Genomic DNA, 20,766 nt, shown 5'->3' with positions numbered 1-20,766 from the left:
ATTTCCCATGACCGCTCAAGACACCGAACAACGCCCTGCCCTGCGTTCGCAACGCTTGAACCAGATCACCAACGAGCCGCACACCAAGCTCGACGCGTTGGTGAAGGCACACGCGCCGTTCGAGACCCGCGCCAACTTCGCCCGTTTTGTCGTCGCGCAATACCTGTTTCAGTCGGAACTGGTCGACCTGTACAACAACGCCGAACTGACCGCCATCGTCCCTGATCTGCCAGCCCGTTGCCGCGCCGAAGCGGCCAAGGCTGACCTCGCCGACCTGGACACCGAAGTGCCGGCGCCGGTCGCGGGCGCGGTGAAGAACCCGAGCAAGGCTCGCGCGCTGGGCTGGATTTTCGTCTCCGAGGGCTCGAAGCTCGGCGCTGCGTTCCTGATCAAACGCGCCGTGGCGCTGGAGCTGAGCGAAACCTTCGGCGCCCGTCATCTGGGTGAGCCTGAAGGTGGCCGTGCCGAAGGCTGGAAAAGCTTCGTGCGTACCCTCGATTCGCTGCAGTTCACTGCTGAAGAAGAGGCTGAGGTGGAGCAAGGCGCAATCGACGCGTTCAACCGCTTTACCGTGTTGCTGGAACAGGCTTACGCCACTGAAGCCGAATTGGCCTGATCCCCAAAACACCACAAAACCCTGTGGGAGCGAGCTTGCTCGCGAAGACGGCGGCACATTCAACATTGATGTGACTGACCTACCGCTTTCGCGAGCAAGCTCGCTCCCACATGGGAACAGCGCAAGTCTGTAGAATCCCCATCTCGCCTGACAGCAATCCCGAGCCCATGCCGCAACCCGCCTCCTCGAAACTCGCCCGTGTGCTGTTCGGCCTGCTGGCCTACGTCAGCCTCGGCATTGGCCTGATCGCCATCGTCGTGCCCGGCCTGCCGACCACCGAGTTCATCCTCCTCGCCGCCTGGGCCGCGACCCGCAGCTCGCCGCGCCTGAGTGCCTGGCTGGAAAACCATCGGCTGTTCGGGCCGATCCTCAGCAACTGGCGCAACGGCAAGATCATTGCGCGCAAGGCCAAGGTCAGTGCGACGGTGAGCATGTTGCTCTGCGCGACGTTAATGCTGGTGATGCTCGATCACGGCTGGCCGGTTTATCTGGCGATTGCCGGGATGAGTCTGGGCAATCTGTGGATCTGGTCGCGCCCGGAATCCATCCGGGTCTGCACTGACCCGTCATCGCACTGAAACATCCCTGTAATTAATCGCTTTTTCAGCACTTTCCCCTGCGCAAACGTTTAGCGCTGACCGTTCGTCGGCAGCCGCCTCATGCCCTCTGCTTCCACGCCGATGAGCATTGAATGGCGCTGAATGGATTTGGCGAACCGGATTAGTTCATATCCGCCTGCCACCCGTTTATTCATTCGCGAGATCGCCCCATGTTCGACTCTCTGTCCATTCGCCTGAAAATCGTTCTGCTCTCCGGCCTGTGCCTGCTCGGTGTGGTCGCGCTGATCGTCGGCATGAACATTTACCAGACCAACCAGAACGACGAACTGGTCAGCAACTCGAGCAACCAGTTGCTCACCGCCAGCGTGCAGAATCTGCTGCAAGCCAAAGCCGCCGAACAAGCGGTGCGCGTGCAGAAAACCTTCGGCGAAAGCCTGACGGTGATCACTGCCGTAGCGGATCAGATCAAAGACATGCGGGTGATGGCCGCCAAGCGTGCGCTGGACGCCGGCGCCTTGCGCGAAGAGTTGAATCTGAGCCTGAAAACCGCTTTTGAGCGCAACGACAAAGTGCTCGGCATCTGGCTCGCCTTTGAACCCAACGGCCTCGACGGCAAGGACAGCGAGTTCGTCAACGACGCCGCCCGCCAATCCAACGAAGCCGGACGTTTCGCCACCTATTGGAGCCGCGCCGCCGGCGCCTCGCTGAACACCATCATGGTCGAAGAAGACCTGACCAAAACCACCCTCAGCGTCAGTGGCACGCCCTACAACAGCTGGTACACCTGCCCTCGCGACAACAAGCGTACCTGCCTGCTCGACCCGTATGCCGACACCGTGGGCAACAAGGAAATGCTCATGACGACCATTTCCGTGCCGTTGATCGTCGACGGCAAAGCCATCGGCGTGGTCGGTGTCGACATCGCCCTCGATGCCCTGCAAGCGGCCGCTGTCGAGTCGCAGCGCAACCTGTTCAACAACGCCGGGCACATGCTGATCGTCTCCGGCAGCGGTGTGCTTGGTGCCGACAGTTCGGACGCGAGCAAGGTCGGCAAAAAGATCAGCGACACCCTCGGCGCCGACGGCAAGGACCTGTTGCAACTGGTCAGCAGCGGCACGCCGAAGATTCTCGAACAGGGCGAGCTGATTCGCGCCGTGTACCCGGTCGATCCGATCGGCAACTCGCGCGCCTGGGGCGTGGTCATTGACCTGCCGAAAAAAGTCCTGCTGGCCGACTCGGTCAAGCTGCAAGCGGTACTCGATGATGCGCAGGAAACCGGCGTAATCACTGCGCTGCTGGTTGCCGTGATCGCTGGTCTGGTTGGCCTGTTGCTGATCTGGCTGACCGCGTCAGGCGTCACCCGCCCGATCAACAGCGTCGCCGAAATGCTGAAGAACATCGCCAGCGGCGAAGGCGATCTGACCCAACGTCTGAATTACAGCAAGCAGGATGAGCTGGGCGAACTGGTCAACTGGTTCAACCGCTTCCTCGACAAGCTGCAACCGACCATCGCGCAGATCAAGCAGAGCATCACCGAAGCGCGCGGCACCGCCGACCAGTCTTCGGAAATCGCCCGCCAGACCAGCGAAGGCATGCAGGTGCAGTTCCGCGAGATCGACCAGGTCGCCACCGCCTCCAACGAAATGAGCGCCACCGCCCACGACGTCGCCAACAGTGCGTCGAACGCGGCCAATGCCGCGAAAGGTGCCGATCAGTCGGCCAAGGATGGCATGTCGATCATCGAGCGCAGCACCCGCGACATCAACCAATTGGCCGATGAAGTCAGCAAAGCGGTGACCGAGGTTGAAGCGCTGGCGGTCAACAGCGAGCAGATCGGCTCGGTGCTGGAAGTGATCCGCAGCATCGCTGAACAGACCAACCTGCTCGCGCTCAACGCGGCCATTGAAGCGGCCCGCGCCGGTGAGAGCGGTCGCGGTTTTGCGGTGGTTGCCGACGAGGTGCGCAACCTGGCCAAGCGCACGCAGGATTCGGTGGAAGAAATTCGCATCGTGATCGAGCGGATTCAGACCGGTACGCGGGGCGTGGTCGCGACCATGCATTCGAGCCAGACCCAGGCGCACAACAACGCCGGACAGATTCGTCAGGCGGTGGATGCGCTGGGCAAGATCAGCGACGCGGTGACGGTGATCAGCGACATGAACCTGCAGATTGCCAGTGCGGCCGAGCAGCAGAGTGCGGTGGCTGAAGAAGTGAACCGCAACGTGTCGGCGATTCGTACGGTGACCGAAACCTTGACCGGCCAGGCCACTGAGTCGGCGGCGATCAGCAGCCAGCTCAATGCTCTAGCCAGTCAGCAGATGAAATTGATGGATCAGTTCCGCGTCTGACCTCGCCACTCAATCCACCACAAAACCTTGTGGGAGCTGGCTTGCCAGCGATGGCGGCGCATCAGTCAGTACATTGTTGACTGACACTCCGCTATCGCTGGCAAGCCAGCTCCCACAGGGTCAAGTGGCAACCCCGCAATCGGTGATTTCATCTGACCCGACATTCTTTTGCACTATCATCGCCCTCTCGCTCCGGAGGGCCTTCGATGACTGATTTACTCACGTCCATTCAAGCCGCACTCGGCTTGCCCCGCACGCCGATTCCGTTCACCGACCGTGGCGCCCTGCCCTCGGCGTTCGCCGTCACTGACCTTGCCTGCGCCAGCATCGCCGCGGCCGCTCAGGCCGTCAGCGAGTTGATCTGGCAACAGACCGGTAACCTGCCTGCGGTTGAAGTGGATCGCCGTCTGGCCTCGTTCTGGTTCTCGACCTCAATCAGGCCCATCGGCTGGCAATTGCCGCCACTGTGGGATCCGGTCGCCGGCGACTACGCCACCCAGGACGGCTGGATCCGCCTGCACACCAACGCCCCGCATCACCGCGCCGCTGCCGAAAGCGTGCTCGGTGCCTGCGCCGACCGTGCCGCGATGGCGGCGAAAGTCGCGCAATGGACGAGCACAGATCTGGAGCAAGCGGTGGTCAATGCCAAGGGCTGCGCCGCCGAAATGCGCAGTTGGGCGCAGTGGCAAAAGCATCCGCAGGGGTTGGCGGTGAATGCCGAACCACTGGTGCACTTCCTCGACTCGCACGATGAAAGCCGCCAACCGTGGCAAGGCTCGTTGGCGCAACCCTTGGCCGGGATCAAGGTGCTGGATTTGACGCGCGTGCTTGCCGGCCCGACCGCCAGCCGTTTTCTTGCTGGCCTCGGAGCTGACGTGTTGCGCATCGATCCCTATACCTGGAACGAACCCGGCGTGGTGCCGGACATGACGCTGGGTAAACGCTGTGCGCGACTGGATCTGCAGACCCCGGCGGATCGCGTGGTGTTCGAAAGCTTGTTGAAAGACGCCGACATTCTGCTGCACGGCTACCGCGCCGATGCGCTGGAGAATCTTGGTTTCGGCGTTGAGCGCCGTCGCCAAATCGCGCCGGGCCTGATCGATGTCGGCCTCAACGCCTACGGCTGGAGCGGCCCGTGGCAGAACCGTCGCGGTTTCGACAGTCTGGTGCAGATGAGCAGCGGCATCGCCGAGGCCGGCCAGCGCTGGCAGCAGGCTGATAAACCGACGCCGTTGCCGGTGCAGGCACTGGATCATGCGACCGGGTATTTGATGGCGGCGAGTGCGCTCCGACTGTTGACCGAGCGTTTGAACACGGGGCACGGTGGCTCGGCGCGGTTGTCGCTGGCGCGGACGGCGAAGTTGTTGATCGAGCATGGACCGGGGACGGGTGAAGCATTGCGGGCGAAAGATGAGCGGGATCAGGGTTCATGTCTGGAACAGACCCCGTGGGGGCCGGCGCATCGCTTGCAGGTGCCGGTGAAGATCAGCGGCATACCGATTCAGTGGGCGTTGCCGGCTACAGAGTTGGGTTCTCATCGACCACAGTGGACTTAAAAAGCCCCTCACCCTAACCCTCTCCCAGAGGGAGAGGGGACCGATCGGGGAATATTGAAGAGATTCACCGACTTGAACGATTGACTCGGAATCCATAATCGACTCGATCTTGCAGGTCGATGTACAACGCAAAACACCTCAGTCGGCCCACTCTCAGAGAGAGAGGGACTGATTCGGGGATATTGAAGAGATTCACCGACTTGAACGATTGGCTGTGAATCCATAATCGACTCTATTTAACAGGTCGACGTATAGCGCCAGACACCTCGGTCGGCCCACTCTCAGAGAGAGAGGGACTGATTCGGGGATACTGAAGAGATTCACCGACTTGAACGATTGGCTGTGAATCCATAATCGACTCGATTTAACAGGTCGACGTATAGCGCCAGACACCTCGGTCGGCCCCCTCTCCCTCCGGGAGAGGGCTGGGGTGAGGGCTGCAATTTCAGGTCGAGCGATGATGTATCAATCTGCCCGACTCAAGGATGCCCACAAAAGCTGCGCCGCATAGCCTCGATAAGGCCGCCAGGCCTCAGCGCGCGAAGCCATTTCCCGCGCTGTCGGCCGTTCGCCTTCCAGCACCTCCAACGCGCGCAACAACCCGACATCACCATGGGGAAACCCATCCATATCCCGCAACTGCCGCAGCGCAATGTACTGCGCCGTCCACTCGCCAATCCCGTGCAAGGCCAACAATCGCGCCACGCCGCCCTCGCGATTCGGCGCAAACACATCAGGCTCATCGAGCAACGCCTGCGCCCCCCCCGACAGCGTCCGCCCGCGACTTTTCGGCATGCCCAGCGCCGCCAGATCTGCCGCCGCCAATACGTGCGCCTCGGGAAACACATGCGTCAATCCGGGCACCGAGGAATCCAGCGGCGCGCCATATTGCGCAACCAGTTTCCCCGCCAGGCGAATCGCCGCAACCACGCTAATCTGCTGCCCGAGCACCGCGCGAAAGGCCAGCTCCAAGCCATCCCACGCCCCGGGAATCCGTAATCCCGGCCGCTCGGCAATCAGCCGCGCCAGCAACGGATCATTCGCCAGATGCGCATGCATCACCGCCAGATCCGCATCCAGATCAAACATCCGCCGCAACCTGACAACGATCTCGGGCACCACCAACGGATCAGGAAAATCCAACTCAACGGCCAAGGCATTCCCTGCCTCAGGCCAAATTGAAACCGTGCCATGAAGCCCGTTCAAACCGATGCTGCGTGAATACACACCATCGACCACGACCTCCATCCCGACCACCGCCCGCGCCGCCAGAAACCCCAGCATCGCGTCCCAGTCATACGGCAGCGCATACGCAAGCGCCAACCTCACAACGACAGCACACCGCTGTACAACCCGTAAGCCGCCAACCCCGCGCCGATAACCACGCAGGTGAAAATGCCCTTCTCGACATGGGTAAACAACGGCTCGCCCGCCTCATGCTTGGCCTTGGCAAACAAAATCACCCCCGGCGCATACAACAGCGCCGACAGCAGCAAATACTTCACCCCGCCGGCATACAACAGCCACACCGCATACCCCAGCGCGATGCCGCCGATCAGCAGGTCCTTGGTGCGCTCGGCCGAGGCATGCTCATAGGTTTCGCCGCGCCCGCTGAGCAACACGGCGTACGCCGCCGACCACAGGTACGGCACCAGAATCATCGACGAAGCCAGATAAATCAGACTGGTGTAAGTCCCGGCCGAAAACAGCGTGATCAACAGGAAAACCTGGATCATCGCGTTGGTCAGCCACAGCGCGTTGACCGGCACATGGTTCTTGTTTTCCTTTTTCAGGAACGCCGGCATGGTCTTGTCCTTGGCCGTGGCGAAGAGAATCTCCGCACACAGCAATGCCCAGGACAGCAACGCGCCGAGCAGGGAAATCGCCAGGCCAATGCTGATCAGCAACGCCCCCCACGGCCCGACGATGTGCTCAAGCACCGCCGCCAGTGACGGGTTCTGCAAATTCGCCAGTTCCGGCTGGCTCATGATCCCCAGCGACAGCACGTTGACCAGCACCAGCAGCGCCAGCACGGCGACAAAACCGATCACCGTGGCGCGGCCGACGTCGCTGCGTTTTTCCGCCCGCGCCGAGTACACGCTGGCGCCTTCGATGCCGATGAACACGAACACCGTGACCAGCATCATGTTGCGCACCTGATCCATCACCCCGCCGAAATTCGGGTTGCTGGTGCCCCAGATATCGCGGGTAAAAATGTCAGCCTTGAAGGCGACGGCAGCGATGACGATGAACATGATCAGTGGTACGACTTTGGCCACCGTGGTCAGCTGATTGATCAGCGCCGCCTCCTTGATCCCGCGCATCACCAGAAAATGCACGGCCCACAGCAACACCGAGGCACAGCCGATGGCGATCGGCGTATTGCCCTGGCCAAACACCGGAAAAAAATACCCAAGGGTGCTGAACAGCAAGACGAAATACCCGACGTTGCCCAGCCAGGCACTGATCCAGTAACCCCACGCCGACGAGAAACCCATGTAGTCGCCAAACCCGGCCTTGGCGTAGGCATACACGCCGGAATCCAGTTCCGGCTTGCGATTGGCCAGCGTCTGGAACACGAACGCCAGGGTCAGCATGCCGATCGCCGTGATGCCCCAACCGATCAGGATTGCTCCGGCATCGGCGCGCGCCGCCATGTTCTGCGGCAGCGAGAAAATCCCCCCGCCAATCATCGAACCCACCACCAGGGCGATCAACGCGCCAAGGCGCAGCTTTTGCGTCGGTTGCGACATTTCATTTTCCCTTTGAAGTGTGGTGAGAGTTTATTTGTAACAACTATTAACTAAACGGATAAAGGTAGATGACGTTTATCAGGTAACGCCAATTAACGCCCATTTATATATAGCGGATGACGCTAACGCCTAGCACGTTAAGACAGTTTTGTGCGCTGATCCTGATAAATCAATTCTGTACTGAAAACAGAGGCGGAAAATTTGCCAAAAGCTGAAAAAGAACTAGCGTGATAATTCGAAAGTAATAATAGCCATTCCCAAAGATGTAGCCACAACGCCTCTAGGACGGGCCTTACAGGCAATAGCTTTATGCCTTCAGCCGAAGCCTAAGTCATTCATTAACAATGGAATGTGACCATGCACTGATCTACGTCAGCTGTTTGAACAGACAACAGAACTACGCTGTGATCTCTTCTCTCCTGCAATGGAGTCATGCAATGTCTGAAGCTCCCGGAAAACTACGACTCGGTGCACTGGTTGCACTGGTAGTCGGCTCGATGATCGGTGGCGGGATATTCTCCTTGCCGCAAAACATGGCGGCCAGCGCCGATGTCGGTGCAGTACTGATCGGCTGGGCCATCACCGCTGTCGGCATGCTCACCCTCGCTTTTGTCTTTCAAACCCTCGCCAATCGCAAGCCTGACCTGGACGGCGGCGTCTACGCCTACGCCAAGGCCGGATTTGGCGATTACATGGGTTTCTCGTCCGCCTGGGGTTACTGGATCAGCGCCTGGCTGGGTAACGTCGGTTACTTCGTTCTGCTGTTCAGCACTCTCGGCTATTTCTTTCCGGTTTTCGGTGAGGGCAACACCGTTGCTGCGGTGATTGGCGCCTCGGTGCTGCTGTGGGCGGTGCACTTTCTGGTGCTGCGCGGGATCAAGGAAGCGGCGTTCATCAACCTGGTGACCACGGTCGCCAAAGTCGTACCGCTGCTGCTGTTCGTGTTGATCGCGGTGTTCGCTTTCAAACTGGACATCTTCACCGCCGACATCTGGGGCATCAAAAATCCGGATCTGGGCAGTGTGATGAACCAGGTGCGCAACATGATGCTGGTCACCGTGTGGGTGTTCATCGGCATCGAAGGCGCGAGCATCTTCTCGGCCCGAGCGGAAAAACGCTCGGACGTCGGCAAGGCCACCGTGATCGGTTTCATCACCGTGCTGCTGTTTTTGGTGCTGGTGAATGTGCTGTCGCTGGGCATCATGACTCAGCCTGAACTGGCGAAACTGCAGAACCCGTCGATGGCCGCCGTGCTTGAGCACGTGGTCGGTCACTGGGGCGCGGTGCTGATCAGCGTCGGTCTGATCATCTCGCTGCTGGGGGCGCTGCTGTCGTGGGTGCTGTTGTGTGCGGAGATCATGTTTGCCGCCGCCAAAGACCACACCATGCCGGAGTTCCTGCGCAAGGAAAACGCCAACCACGTACCGGTCAACGCCCTGTGGCTGACCAACGCGATGGTGCAGATTTTCCTGATCATCACGCTGTTCTCGGCCAGTACTTACCTGTCGCTGATCTACCTCGCCACCTCGATGATTCTGGTGCCCTACCTGTGGTCGGCGGCCTACGCCCTGCTGCTGGCGGTGCGCGGCGAAAGCTACGAAGGCTTTGCGGCCGAACGGCGCAAGGACCTGATTATCGGCGGCATCGCGCTGATCTACGCGGTGTGGCTGCTGTATGCCGGCGGGGTCAAGTATCTGCTGCTCTCGGCCCTGCTCTACGCACCTGGCGCGATCTTGTTCGCCAAAGCCAAGCTGGAACTCAAACAAGCGATTTTCACTAACGTCGAGAAGCTGATTTTCGCCGCAGTGGTCGTGGGTGCCCTGGTGGCTGCCTACGGTCTCTACGACGGCTTCCTGACTCTGTAACCCCTGATTGTTTTGTTATCTGGAGGATCTGAAATGACCACGGAAAAAGTTAAGTACGGCGTCCACTCCGAAGCCGGCAAACTGCGCAAAGTCATGGTGTGCTCCCCAGGTCTGGCCCATCAGCGGCTGACCCCGAACAACTGCGACGAACTGCTGTTCGATGACGTTCTCTGGGTGGCCCAGGCCAAGCGCGACCACTTCGACTTCGTCACCAAAATGCGCGAGCGCGGCATCGACGTGCTGGAAATGCACAACCTGCTGACCGACATCGTCGCCATCCCTGAGGCACTGGACTGGATTCTCGAGCGCAAGGTCACCGCCGATTCGGTGGGCCTGGGCCTGATCAACGAAGTCAAATCCTGGCTGAAAAGCCTCGAGCCACGGCACATTGCCGAATTCCTGATTGGTGGCGTGTCTGCCGATGATCTGCCGGACAGCTTCGGTGGCAAGACCATCCAGATGTTCCGCGACTTCCTCGGCCACTCCAGCTTCATTCTGCCGCCGCTGCCGAACACCCAGTTCACCCGCGACACCACCTGCTGGATCTACGGTGGCGTGACGCTGAACCCGATGTACTGGCCAGCGCGCCGTCAGGAAACCCTGCTGGCCACCGCCATCTACAAATTCCACCCGCAATTCACCAACGCCGAATTCGAAATCTGGTACGGCGACCCGGACAAGGAGCACGGCAGCTCCACCCTTGAAGGCGGCGACGTGATGCCAATCGGCAACGGCGTGGTGCTGATCGGCATGGGCGAACGTTCGTCCCGCCAGGCCATCGGCCAACTGGCGCTGAACCTGTTCAAGAACAAAGCCGTGGAAAAAGTCATCGTCGCCGGCCTGCCGAAATCCCGCGCGGCGATGCACCTCGACACTGTGTTCAGCTTCTGCGACCGCGACCTGGTGACGATTTTCCCTGAGGTGGTCAATCAGATTGTCGCCTTCACCCTGCGCCCTGACGAAAGCAAACAGGGCGGCATCGACATCCGCCGCGAAGAAGGCACCTTCCTCGACACCGTGGCCAAAGCCCTCAACCTGCCGAAGCTGCGCGTGGTGGAAACCGGCGGCAACAGCTTCGCCGCTGAACGCGAGCAATGGGACGACGGCAACAACGTGGTCGCCGTGGAGCCGGGCGTGGTCATCGGCTACGACCGCAACACCTACACCAACACCCTGCTGCGCAAGGCCGGCGTGGAAGTCATCACCATCAGCGCCGGTGAACTGGGCCGAGGCCGTGGCGGTGGCCACTGCATGACCTGCCCGATCATCCGCGACCCAATCGATTACTAAACGACCATCTCCCCGGCCGCACCCATCCCGTAGCGGCCGGGCCGATTACCGAATCCAAGGAGAATCATCATGGCGTTCAACATCCACAACCGTAACCTGCTCAGCCTGGAACACCACACCCCACGTGAGCTGCGTTACCTGCTCGACCTGTCCCGCGATCTGAAACGCGCGAAATACACCGGCACCGAGCAACAACACCTGAAGGGCAACAACATCGCCCTGATCTTCGAAAAAACCTCGACCCGCACCCGTTGCGCGTTCGAAGTGGCGGCCTATGACCAAGGCGCCAACGTCACCTACATCGACCCGAACTCTTCGCAGATCGGCCACAAAGAAAGCATGAAGGACACCGCCCGCGTGCTGGGTCGCATGTACGACGCCATCGAGTACCGTGGCTTCAAACAGGAAATCGTCGAAGAGCTGGCCAAGTTCGCCGGCGTGCCAGTGTTCAACGGTCTGACCGATGAATATCACCCGACGCAGATGATCGCCGACGTGCTGACCATGCGTGAACACGCCGACAAGCCGATCCATGACATCAGCTACGCCTACTTGGGCGACGCACGCAACAACATGGGTAACTCGCTGCTGCTGGTCGGCGCCAAACTCGGCATGGACGTGCGCATCTGTGCGCCGAAAGCGCTGTGGCCACTGGATGATCTGGTCGAGCGTTGCCACAAATATGCCGAAGAAAGCGGTGCGCGCATCACCCTGACTGAAGACCCGAAAGCCGCCGTTAAAGGCGTCGACTTCATCCACACCGACGTTTGGGTGTCGATGGGCGAACCGGTGGAAGCCTGGGCCGAGCGTATCCAGCAACTGCTGCCGTATCAGGTCAACGCTGAACTGATGAAAGCCAGCGGCAACCCGCGCACCAAGTTCATGCATTGCCTGCCGGCGTTCCACAACAGCGATACCAAAGTCGGCAAGCAAATCGCCGAGCAGTATCCGCACCTGAAAAACGGCATCGAAGTGACCGACGATGTGTTCGAGTCGCCTGCCTGCATCGCCTTCGAGCAAGCGGAAAACCGCATGCACACGATCAAGGCGATTCTGGTCTCGACCCTGGCTGATCTCTAACCACTGCTTATCCATGATCGTTCCCACGCTCCCGCGTGGGAATGCATCCCGTGACGCTCTGCGTCACAGCGGACGCGGAGCGTCCGTGGCGGCATTCCCACGCAGAGCGTGGGAACGATCACTACGAAAAGGACATGCACCATGCGTATCGTCGTAGCGCTGGGCGGTAACGCCCTGCTCCGCCGTGGTGAACCGATGACCGCTGACAATCAGCGCGCCAACATCCGCATCGCCACCGAGCAAATCGCCAAGATCCATGCCGGCAACCAACTGGTCATCGCCCACGGCAATGGTCCGCAAGTCGGCCTGCTGTCGCTGCAAGCGGCGGCCTACACCTCTGTCACCCCTTACCCGCTGGACGTGCTCGGTGCCGAAACCGAAGGCATGATCGGCTACATCATCGAACAGGAACTGGGCAACCTGCTCGACTTCGAAGTGCCGTTCGCCACCCTGCTGACCCAGGTTGAAGTCGACGCCAACGACCCCGCGTTCAAGAACCCGACCAAACCGATCGGCCCGGTTTACGACAAGGCCGAAGCGGAAAAACTCGCCGCCGACAAAGGCTGGGCGATTGCTCCGGACGGCGACAAATTCCGCCGTGTGGTGGCCAGCCCTCGACCAAAACGCATCTTCGAAATCCGCCCGATCAAGTGGCTGCTGGACAAGGGCAGCATCGTGATTTGCGCCGGTGGCGGCGGGATTCCGACCATGTACGACGAAAACCGTAATCTCAAAGGCATCGAGGCGGTGATCGACAAGGACCTGTGCTCATCGCTGCTCGCCGAGCAACTGGAAGCTGACCTGCTGGTGATCGCCACGGACGTCAACGCGGCGTTCATCGATTACGGCAAGCCGACACAGAAAGCCATCGCCGAAGCGCACCCGGATGAACTCGAACGCCTCGGTTTCGCTGCTGGTTCCATGGGGCCGAAGGTGCAGGCAGCCTGCGAATTCGCGCACCATACTGGCAAGGTCGCGGTGATCGGTTCGCTGGCGGACATCGAAGCCATCGTTCAGGGCACTGCCGGTACGCGTGTGACTACCGCCAAGCCCGGCATCACTTACCGATAATTAGAAACTGCGGGGGCAGGCCCAAGGTCTGCCCTTCTCCCATGCCTTGAAAGGAGAAAACCATGGCCCAGTTTGAACCCGGTCATTTGCACATCGAGCGGCATGCGTTGACGCCGGATGACGTCAGTTACAACGTGTGCCTCGACTATGAAGTGTTCAGCGATCCGCAGAAAGGCAAAGGGATACAGTTCACCTTGCATGGCAGCATGCAGGGCAAGGACATGAAGGAAACGTTTTTCCTGCCCAAGGAAGAGGCTTACAACTTCGCCCGCGACGTGACCCGGATCGCCGAGAAGTACGGGATTCCCAAGGCTCACAGCCAGATTGGTTCGGTGCACAAGCATTACGATCTGATGTTTGAAGACATTCGGCAGAAGTTGAATATGCAATCCGGGGACCCGGTCAATCCCGAGCATTTCGAATAACCCGCAAAAGCCCCTCACCCTAACCCTCTCCCGGAGGGAGAGGGGACTGATTGGGGGATGCTCTAGAGTTACACCGACCTGAACTTGCTTTACCGAATCCATAATCGACTGGTTCTTTCAGGTCGATGTCAAACCTCAGACACCTCGGTCGACCCCCTCTCCCTCCGGGAGAGGGCTGGGGTGAGGGGACTGATTGGGAAATGCGTCGGAGTTACGCCGATCTGAACTCGCTTTACCGAATCCATAATCGACTGGTTCTTTCAGGTCGACGTCAAACCTCAGACACCTCGGTCGGCCCCCTCTCCCTCCGGGAGAGGGCTGGGGTGAGGGTGCTTTTGCTTTCACCTCTCTCCAAGCCCAAGGCATACTTGCCCCCCTCAGCTCTGCAGATCACTGAATCGCCCCATGCGTATCCACGTCAGTTTCATCGACCGCGTCGGCATCACCCAGGAAGTCCTGGCTATCCTCGGTGGGCGCAATCTCAATCTGGATGCGGTGGAGATGATCCCGCCGAACGTCTACATCGACGCGCCGACCCTGAGCCCGCAAGTGCTCGAAGAGCTGAAAGATGCGTTGTTTCGCGTGCTCGGCGTGGAAGCGGTGACCGTGGTCGACATCCTCCCTGGCCAACGTCGACACCTGCAACTCGATGCCTTGCTCGCGGCGATGACCGACCCGGTGCTGGCCCTCGACAGTGCCGGCAAAGTGCTGCTGGCCAACCCGGCGTTGATCGCGTTGTACGGTCGTGAGCCGGCCGGTGAAAGTGTCGCTGAACTGTTCAACGATCCCGCCCTGCTCGACACCTTGCTCGAACACGGCTTTCGTCTGCCGCTGCGTGAAATCACCGTCAACGGCCAGACCTTGCTGCTCGACGCCACGCCGATCACTGACGCCGGCGCCCTGCTGACGCTGTACCAACCGAACCGTATCGGCGAACAACTCTCGGCGCTGCACCACGACCACGCCGAAGGTTTCGACGCGCTGCTCGGTGAATCCCCGGCAATCCGCACCCTCAAGGCTCGTGCGCAACGGGTTGCCGCCCTCGACGCACCGCTGCTGATTCAAGGCGAAACCGGCACCGGTAAAGAGCTGGTCGCCCGCGCCTGTCACGCGATCAGCACTCGCCATAGCGCTCCTTTTCTGGCATTGAACTGCGCAGCGTTGCCAGAGAACCTCGCCGAAAGCGAACTGTTCGGCTACGCCCCCGGCGCCTTCACCGGCGCGGCGCGTGGCGGCAAACCGGGGCTGATGGAACTGGCCAACCAGGGCACGGTGTTTCTCGACGAGATCGGCGAGATGTCGCCGTACTTGCAAGCCAAGCTACTGCGCTTCTTGAACGATGGCAGCTTCCGCCGCGTGGGCGGTGATCGCGAAGTGAAGGTCAACGTGCGCATCCTCAGCGCGACCCACCGCGATCTGGAGAAAATGGTCAGCGAAGGTCTGTTCCGCGAAGACCTGTTCTATCGCCTAAACGTACTCAACGTCGAAGTGCCGCCGCTGCGTGAACGCGGCCAGGATATTTTGCTGTTGGCGCGCTATTTCATGCAGCAGGCCTGTGCGCAGATCCAGCGCCCGGTCTGCCGCCTCGCCCCGGGGACTTACCCGGCCCTGCTCGGCAATCGCTGGCCGGGCAACGTGCGGCAATTGCAGAACGTGATCTTCCGCGCCGCAGCAATTTGCGAGAGCAGCCTGGTGGATATCGGCGACCTCGACATCGCCGGCACCTCGGTCGCGCGTCAGGCCGACAGCGATGTCGACAGTCTCGAACAAGCGGTCGAGTCTTTCGAAAAAACGCTGCTGGAAAAACTCTACGTCAGCTACCCCTCGACCCGCCAACTGGCCAGCCGCCTGCAAACTTCGCACACGGCCATCGCCCATCGCCTGCGCAAGTACGGCATCCCCAACAAATCCTGAGATCACCTCATACCTGTGGGAGCTGGCTTGCCAGCGATGACGTCGGCACAGGCACCATCGATGGTGTCTGACCCACCGCTATCGCTGGCAAGCCAGCTCCCACAGGTTTTTTCAGCAGTCTTTCGATCCACGCTAAAAACGACCTTCAACTGTACTGAAAGCGCTACAGCGGAACGATTTCGCTACACTCACCCTTGATTGCCGCTGTGCAAGGCTTTGATCCCGCTCAGCTTTTTTCCTCGCCCCACGCTGTAGCGATTTCGATACACATGTCAGCGCACGCCGCATGGAAATAATATGCAAGCCATTGATTTATAACGACAAATAAACATTGGCCGCGTTCTTGCTAATCAACCCCTCATAAATAAGGGCCTTCGTGCCCGACTATTCCATCGCGTCCACCAGACGAGTCTGGCCCCCTGAGGAGTTTCCATGAGCGAGTTGCGTTTTACTGAAGATCACGAATGGCTGCGCACTGAAGCTGACGGCAGCGTTACTGTCGGCATCACCGCTTTCGCGCAGAACGCCTTGGGCGACGTGGTGTTCGTGCAACTGCCTGAGCTGCAGGCCTACGAAAAAGGCGCCGAAGCCGCCACCGTGGAATCGGTAAAAGCCGCCAGCGGCGTGTACATGCCTCTCGACGGCGAAGTGCTGGCGACCAACCCGGCGCTGGAAGACAGCCCGGAACTGGTCAACGAAGATCCGCTGGGCGAAGGCTGGTTCTTCCGCTTCCAGCCTAGCGACGCGTCGGCCGTGGCCAAACTGCTCGATCAGGACGCGTACGACCGTCTGATCAAAGCCCAAGCCGAAGCCTGAGGAGTAGCGACATGAGCCAAATCAATCTCGGCACCGCCAACGAATTCATTGCCCGTCACATCGGCCCGCGCGCCGGTGACGAGCAAGCCATGCTCAACAGCCTCGGCTTTGATTCGCTCGAAGCGCTGAGCGCCAGCGTCATCCCGGAAAGCATCAAGGGCACCAGCGTGCTCGGCATGGACGACGGCCTCAGCGAGGCCGATGCCCTGGCGATGATCAAATCGATCGCCGGCAAAAATCAGCTGTTCAAGACCTACATCGGCCAGGGCTACTACAACTGCCACACGCCGTCGCCGATCCTGCGTAACCTGCTGGAAAACCCGGCCTGGTACACCGCTTACACGCCGTACCAGCCAGAAATTTCCCAGGGCCGTCTTGAAGCGCTGCTGAACTTCCAGACCATGATCAGCGACCTCACCGGCCTGCCGATCGCCAACGCCTCGCTGCTCGACGAAGCCACCGCCGCTGCCGAAGCCATGACCTTCTGCAAACGCCTGAGCAAGAACAAGGGCAGCCACCAATTCTTCGCCTCGATCCACAGCCACCCGCAAACCCTCGACGTGCTGCGTACCCGTGCCGAGCCGCTGGGCATCGACGTGGTTGTTGGCGATGAGCGTGAACTGACTGACGTGACGCCGTTCTTCGGCGCACTGCTGCAATACCCGGCCGCCAACGGTGATGTGTTCGACTACCGCGAACTGACCGAACGCTTCCACGCCGCCAACGCGTTGGTGGCCGTGGCCGCTGACCTGCTGGCCCTGACGCTGCTGACCGCCCCGGGCGAATTCGGCGCTGACGTCGCCATCGGTTCGGCACAACGCTTCGGCGTGCCGCTGGGCTTCGGTGGCCCGCACGCCGCTTACTTCTCCACCAAGGATGCGTTCAAGCGCGACATGCCGGGCCGTCTGGTCGGCGTGTCGGTTGACCGTTTCGGCAAGCCGGCGCTGCGTCTGGCGATGCAGACCCGCGAGCAACACATCCGTCGCGAGAAGGCCACCTCGAACATCTGCACCGCGCAAGTACTGCTCGCTAACATCGCCAGCATGTACGCCGTCTACCACGGCCCGAAAGGCCTTACGCAAATCGCCAACCGCGTGCATCACCTGACCGCGATTCTGGCCAAGGGCCTGAGCGCATTGGGCGCGAAAGTCGAACAAGCCAGCTTCTTCGACACCCTGACCGTGGCTACCGGTGCGCACACCGCCGCACTGCACGACAAGGCGCACGCGGCGCAGCTCAACCTGCGCGTGATCGACGCTCAGCGTCTGGGCCTGTCGGTCGATGAAACCACCACACAGGCTGATATCGAAACCTTGTGGGGCCTGTTCGCCGACGGCAAGACCCTGCCGGACTTCGCAGCGCTGGCCGCTTCGGTACAGAGCACCATTCCTGCGTCGCTGGTACGTCAGTCACCAATCCTCAGTCACCCGGTGTTTAACCGTTATCACTCGGAAACCGAGTTGATGCGCTACCTGCGCAAACTGGCGGACAAGGATCTGGCGCTGGATCGCACCATGATCCCGCTGGGTTCGTGCACCATGAAGCTCAACGCCGCCAGCGAAATGATCCCGGTGACCTGGGCTGAATTCGGTGCGCTGCACCCGTTCGCCCCGGCCGCGCAAAGTGCCGGTTACCAGCAACTGACCGACGAGCTGGAAGCGATGCTCTGCGCCGCCACCGGTTACGACGCGATCTCGCTGCAACCGAACGCCGGTTCGCAAGGTGAATACGCAGGCCTCTTGGCCATCCGCGCCTATCACCAGAGCCGTGGCGATGAGCGCCGCGACATCTGCCTGATCCCGTCTTCCGCCCACGGCACTAACCCGGCCACCGCCAACATGGCTGGCATGCGCGTGGTCGTGACTGCGTGCGATGCCCGTGGCAACGTCGACATCGAAGACCTGCGCGCCAAAGCCATCGAGCACCGCGAACACCTCGCCGCACTGATGATCACCTACCCGTCGACCCACGGCGTGTTCGAAGAAGGCATCCGCGAAATCTGCGGGATCATTCATGACAACGGCGGCCAGGTGTACATCGACGGCGCCAACATGAACGCGATGGTCGGCCTCTGCGCACCGGGCAAGTTCGGCGGCGATGTCTCGCACCTGAACCTGCACAAAACCTTCTGCATCCCGCACGGCGGTGGCGGCCCGGGCGTCGGCCCGATTGGCGTCAAGTCGCACCTGACCCCGTTCCTGCCCGGCCACGGTCAGATGGAACGCAAGGAAGGCGCGGTCTGCGCGGCACCGTTCGGCAGCGCGAGCATTCTGCCGATCACCTGGATGTACATTCGCATGATGGGTGGCGCCGGTCTCAAACGCGCTTCGCAACTGGCGATCCTCAATGCCAACTACATTTCCCGTCGCCTCGAAGAGCACTACCCCGTGCTATACACCGGCAGCAATGGTCTGGTGGCGCACGAATGCATCCTCGATCTGCGTCCGTTGAAAGACAGCAGCGGCATCAGCGTTGATGACGTCGCCAAGCGTCTGATCGACTTCGGCTTCCACGCACCGACCATGTCGTTCCCGGTTGCCGGCACGCTGATGATCGAGCCGACCGAAAGCGAATCCAAGGAAGAACTGGATCGCTTCTGCGACGCCATGATCCGCATCCGCGAAGAAATCCGCGCGGTGGAAAATGGCACGCTGGACAAGGACGACAACCCGCTGAAAAACGCCCCGCACACCGCGGCAGAGCTGGTTGGCGAGTGGACTCACCCGTACAGCCGCGAGCAAGCCGTGTACCCGGTAGCGTCGCTGATCGAAGGCAAATACTGGCCACCGGTCGGTCGCGTCGACAACGTCTTCGGCGATCGCAACCTGGTCTGCGCCTGCCCGTCGATCGAAAGCTACGCTTAAACGAATGAGGGGCAGGAATACCTGCCTCTTTCTCCAGAACACCACGAATCCCTGTGGGAGCGAGCTTGCTCGCGAATGCGGTAGGTCAGCCAACATAGAGGGTGACCTACCGCATTCGCGAGCAAGCTCGCTCCCACAGGGGGGATGTAACCAGCCTGATATACCGCCAATTCCTATAACAAGAAACCGGAGAACCACTCATGTCGTTAAGCGTGTTCGACCTGTTCAAGATTGGCATCGGCCCCTCCAGTTCCCACACCGTCGGCCCGATGCGCGCTGCTGCGCGTTTCGCCGAAGGTTTGCGCCGTGAAAACCTGCTGACAGCCACCGCCAGCGTGCGCGTCGAGTTGTACGGTTCCCTCGGCGCCACCGGTAAAGGTCACGGCAGCGACAAAGCCGTGCTGCTCGGCCTGGAAGGCGAACACCCGGACACCGTCGATACCGAAACCGTTGCCGCGCGCCTGCAAGAAATTCGCGCCAACGGCCGGCTTAATCTGCTCGGCGAGCACAGCATTGCGTTCAACGAGAAAGAACATCTGGCGATGATCCGCAAGCCGCTGGCCTATCACCCCAACGGCATGATTTTTCGCGCCTTCGATGCGGCGGGCCTGCAGATTCGCAGCCGCGAGTACTACTCGGTCGGCGGTGGCTTTGTTGTCGATGAGGACGCAGCCGGCGCCGACCGCATCGTCGAAGACGCCACGCCGCTGACCTTCCCGTTCAAAAGTGCCAAGGATTTGCTCAGTCATTGCGCGACCTATGGTCTGTCGATCAGTCAGGTGATGCTGACCAACGAAAGTGCCTGGCGCCCGGAGGCGGAAACCCGCGCCGGGCTGCTGAAAATCTGGCAAGTGATGCAGGACTGCGTCGCCGCCGGTTGTCGTAACGAAGGCATTCTGCCGGGCGGCTTGAAGGTCAAACGCCGGGCGGCGGCGCTGCATCGACAATTGTGCAAGAACCCGGAATCGGCGTTGCGCGATCCGTTGTCGGTGCTCGACTGGGTCAACCTTTACGCCTTGGCGGTCAACGAAGAAAACGCCAACGGCGGCCGCGTGGTCACCGCACCTACCAACGGCGCGGCGGGGATCGTTCCAGCAGTGCTGCATTACTACATGCGTTTTATTCCCGGTGCGAATGATGACGGCGTCGTGCGCTTTCTGCTGACGGCGGCGGCCATCGGCATTCTCTACAAGGAAAACGCCTCGATCTCCGGCGCCGAAGTCGGCTGCCAGGGTGAAGTGGGCGTTGCGTGTTCAATGGCCGCCGGTGCGTTGTGCGAAGTGCTTGGCGGCAGTGTTCAGCAAGTCGAGAACGCGGCGGAAATCGGCATGGAACACAACCTCGGCCTGACCTGCGACCCGATTGGCGGACTGGTGCAAGTGCCGTGCATCGAGCGCAATGCGATGGGCTCGGTGAAAGCCATCAACGCAGTGCGCATGGCCATGCGTGGCGACGGCCAGCATTTCGTCTCCCTCGACAAAGTCATCCGCACCATGCGCCAGACCGGCGCCGACATGAAAAGCAAATACAAAGAGACCGCCCGTGGCGGTCTGGCGGTCAACATTATCGAATGCTGACCTCACCCCAGCCCTCTCCCTCCGGGAGAGA

General features: G+C 60.6%; 15 protein-coding genes and 1 pseudogene. 14 read left to right on the top strand and 2 right to left on the bottom strand.

Features of this window, described 5'->3' with window-relative positions; all coding sequences use genetic code 11:
• Window positions 1–7 precede the first annotated feature (7 nt).
• The 5 genes and pseudogenes from WA225_RS10525 to WA225_RS10505 all read left to right on the top strand — a co-directional run bounded on the left by WA225_RS10525 (window position 8) and on the right by WA225_RS10505 (window position 5,080).
• A complete protein-coding gene (locus WA225_RS10525; protein WP_422607874.1) occupies window positions 8–616 on the top strand; it encodes a biliverdin-producing heme oxygenase in 609 nt (202 codons plus the stop codon).
• A gap of 167 nt (window positions 617–783) precedes the next feature.
• Complete coding sequence (locus WA225_RS10520; RefSeq protein WP_064119128.1) at window positions 784–1,194, top strand: YbaN family protein; 411 nt, start codon at window positions 784–786, stop codon at window positions 1,192–1,194.
• Between the two features lie 191 nt (window positions 1,195–1,385).
• Window positions 1,386–2,666: pseudogene (locus tag WA225_RS10515) on the top strand (HAMP domain-containing protein); the annotation flags it as partial.
• 102 nt (window positions 2,667–2,768) lie between these two features.
• Window positions 2,769–3,524 (top strand): methyl-accepting chemotaxis protein, encoded by a 756-nt coding sequence (locus tag WA225_RS10510; RefSeq protein ID WP_407692549.1) that lies wholly within the window; start codon window positions 2,769–2,771, stop codon window positions 3,522–3,524.
• Window positions 3,525–3,730: 206 nt separating this feature from the next.
• Complete coding sequence (locus WA225_RS10505) at window positions 3,731–5,080, top strand: CoA transferase (protein WP_422607873.1); 1,350 nt, start codon at window positions 3,731–3,733, stop codon at window positions 5,078–5,080.
• A gap of 465 nt (window positions 5,081–5,545) precedes the next feature.
• Here the strand turns inward: WA225_RS10505 and WA225_RS10500 are convergent, their stop codons facing one another.
• Both WA225_RS10500 and arcD (WA225_RS10495) read right to left on the bottom strand, forming a co-directional pair.
• A complete protein-coding gene (locus WA225_RS10500) occupies window positions 5,546–6,409 on the bottom strand; it encodes a DNA-3-methyladenine glycosylase family protein (protein ID WP_422607872.1) in 864 nt (287 codons plus the stop codon).
• Entirely contained in the window at window positions 6,406–7,833 is a 1,428-nt protein-coding gene (gene arcD / locus WA225_RS10495; RefSeq protein WP_422607871.1) for an arginine-ornithine antiporter, read from the bottom strand. The genes WA225_RS10500 and arcD (WA225_RS10495) overlap by 4 nt, the downstream gene beginning before the upstream one ends.
• A 437-nt stretch (window positions 7,834–8,270) precedes the next feature.
• On the opposite strand from arcD (WA225_RS10495), the gene arcD (WA225_RS10490) reads away from it, so the two are divergent.
• The 9 genes from arcD (WA225_RS10490) to WA225_RS10450 all read left to right on the top strand — a co-directional run bounded on the left by arcD (WA225_RS10490) (window position 8,271) and on the right by WA225_RS10450 (window position 20,735).
• Entirely contained in the window at window positions 8,271–9,698 is a 1,428-nt protein-coding gene (arcD, locus tag WA225_RS10490; RefSeq protein WP_422607870.1) for an arginine-ornithine antiporter, read from the top strand.
• A gap of 33 nt (window positions 9,699–9,731) precedes the next feature.
• A complete protein-coding gene (gene arcA, locus WA225_RS10485; RefSeq protein WP_008086806.1) occupies window positions 9,732–10,988 on the top strand; it encodes an arginine deiminase in 1,257 nt (418 codons plus the stop codon).
• Window positions 10,989–11,057: 69 nt separating this feature from the next.
• Window positions 11,058–12,068 carry an ornithine carbamoyltransferase gene (locus WA225_RS10480; RefSeq protein ID WP_016983839.1) on the top strand — a complete coding sequence of 337 codons (1,011 nt, stop codon included), beginning with the start codon at window positions 11,058–11,060 and terminating at the stop codon, window positions 12,066–12,068.
• A 141-nt stretch (window positions 12,069–12,209) separates the two neighbouring features.
• Window positions 12,210–13,139, top strand: coding sequence for a carbamate kinase (gene arcC, locus WA225_RS10475; protein ID WP_422607869.1), 930 nt, complete (start codon window positions 12,210–12,212; stop codon window positions 13,137–13,139).
• Window positions 13,140–13,201: 62 nt separating this feature from the next.
• Complete coding sequence (locus WA225_RS10470; protein WP_422607868.1) at window positions 13,202–13,564, top strand: DUF5064 family protein; 363 nt, start codon at window positions 13,202–13,204, stop codon at window positions 13,562–13,564.
• A gap of 405 nt (window positions 13,565–13,969) precedes the next feature.
• A complete protein-coding gene (locus tag WA225_RS10465; protein WP_422607867.1) occupies window positions 13,970–15,478 on the top strand; it encodes a sigma-54-dependent transcriptional regulator in 1,509 nt (502 codons plus the stop codon).
• A gap of 432 nt (window positions 15,479–15,910) precedes the next feature.
• Window positions 15,911–16,294, top strand: a complete 384-nt coding sequence (gene gcvH / locus WA225_RS10460; protein WP_158831185.1) for a glycine cleavage system protein GcvH — start codon at window positions 15,911–15,913, stop codon at window positions 16,292–16,294.
• A gap of 11 nt (window positions 16,295–16,305) precedes the next feature.
• Entirely contained in the window at window positions 16,306–19,158 is a 2,853-nt protein-coding gene (gene gcvP, locus WA225_RS10455; RefSeq protein ID WP_422607866.1) for an aminomethyl-transferring glycine dehydrogenase, read from the top strand.
• A gap of 200 nt (window positions 19,159–19,358) precedes the next feature.
• Window positions 19,359–20,735, top strand: coding sequence for an L-serine ammonia-lyase (locus WA225_RS10450; RefSeq protein ID WP_422607865.1), 1,377 nt, complete (start codon window positions 19,359–19,361; stop codon window positions 20,733–20,735).
• Window positions 20,736–20,766 lie beyond the last annotated feature (31 nt).

The organism is Pseudomonas sp. (assembly GCF_049300855.1).
Classification (GTDB): Bacteria; Pseudomonadota; Gammaproteobacteria; order Pseudomonadales; family Pseudomonadaceae; genus Aquipseudomonas.
Note: the sequence above shows the minus strand (reverse complement) of the source record. Positions and strands in the feature narration are given on the sequence as shown.

What these genes read in the sequence shown, in the direction of transcription:
- WA225_RS10480 (WP_016983839.1), top strand. Translation starts at nt 11,058, where the DNA reads ATGGCGTTCAACATCCACAACCGTAACCTGCTCAGCCTGGAACACCAC.
- WA225_RS10520 (WP_064119128.1), top strand. Translation starts at nt 784, where the DNA reads ATGCCGCAACCCGCCTCCTCGAAACTCGCCCGTGTGCTGTTCGGCCTG.
- arcD (WP_422607870.1), top strand. Translation starts at nt 8,271, where the DNA reads ATGTCTGAAGCTCCCGGAAAACTACGACTCGGTGCACTGGTTGCACTG.
- WA225_RS10450 (WP_422607865.1), top strand. Translation starts at nt 19,359, where the DNA reads ATGTCGTTAAGCGTGTTCGACCTGTTCAAGATTGGCATCGGCCCCTCC.
- WA225_RS10525 (WP_422607874.1), top strand. Translation starts at nt 8, where the DNA reads ATGACCGCTCAAGACACCGAACAACGCCCTGCCCTGCGTTCGCAACGC.
- gcvP (WP_422607866.1), top strand. Translation starts at nt 16,306, where the DNA reads ATGAGCCAAATCAATCTCGGCACCGCCAACGAATTCATTGCCCGTCAC.
- gcvH (WP_158831185.1), top strand. Translation starts at nt 15,911, where the DNA reads ATGAGCGAGTTGCGTTTTACTGAAGATCACGAATGGCTGCGCACTGAA.
- WA225_RS10505 (WP_422607873.1), top strand. Translation starts at nt 3,731, where the DNA reads ATGACTGATTTACTCACGTCCATTCAAGCCGCACTCGGCTTGCCCCGC.
- arcA (WP_008086806.1), top strand. Translation starts at nt 9,732, where the DNA reads ATGACCACGGAAAAAGTTAAGTACGGCGTCCACTCCGAAGCCGGCAAA.
- WA225_RS10470 (WP_422607868.1), top strand. Translation starts at nt 13,202, where the DNA reads ATGGCCCAGTTTGAACCCGGTCATTTGCACATCGAGCGGCATGCGTTG.
- arcD (WP_422607871.1), bottom strand. Translation starts at nt 7,833, where the DNA reads ATGTCGCAACCGACGCAAAAGCTGCGCCTTGGCGCGTTGATCGCCCTG.
- arcC (WP_422607869.1), top strand. Translation starts at nt 12,210, where the DNA reads ATGCGTATCGTCGTAGCGCTGGGCGGTAACGCCCTGCTCCGCCGTGGT.
- WA225_RS10510 (WP_407692549.1), top strand. Translation starts at nt 2,769, where the DNA reads ATGCAGGTGCAGTTCCGCGAGATCGACCAGGTCGCCACCGCCTCCAAC.
- WA225_RS10465 (WP_422607867.1), top strand. Translation starts at nt 13,970, where the DNA reads ATGCGTATCCACGTCAGTTTCATCGACCGCGTCGGCATCACCCAGGAA.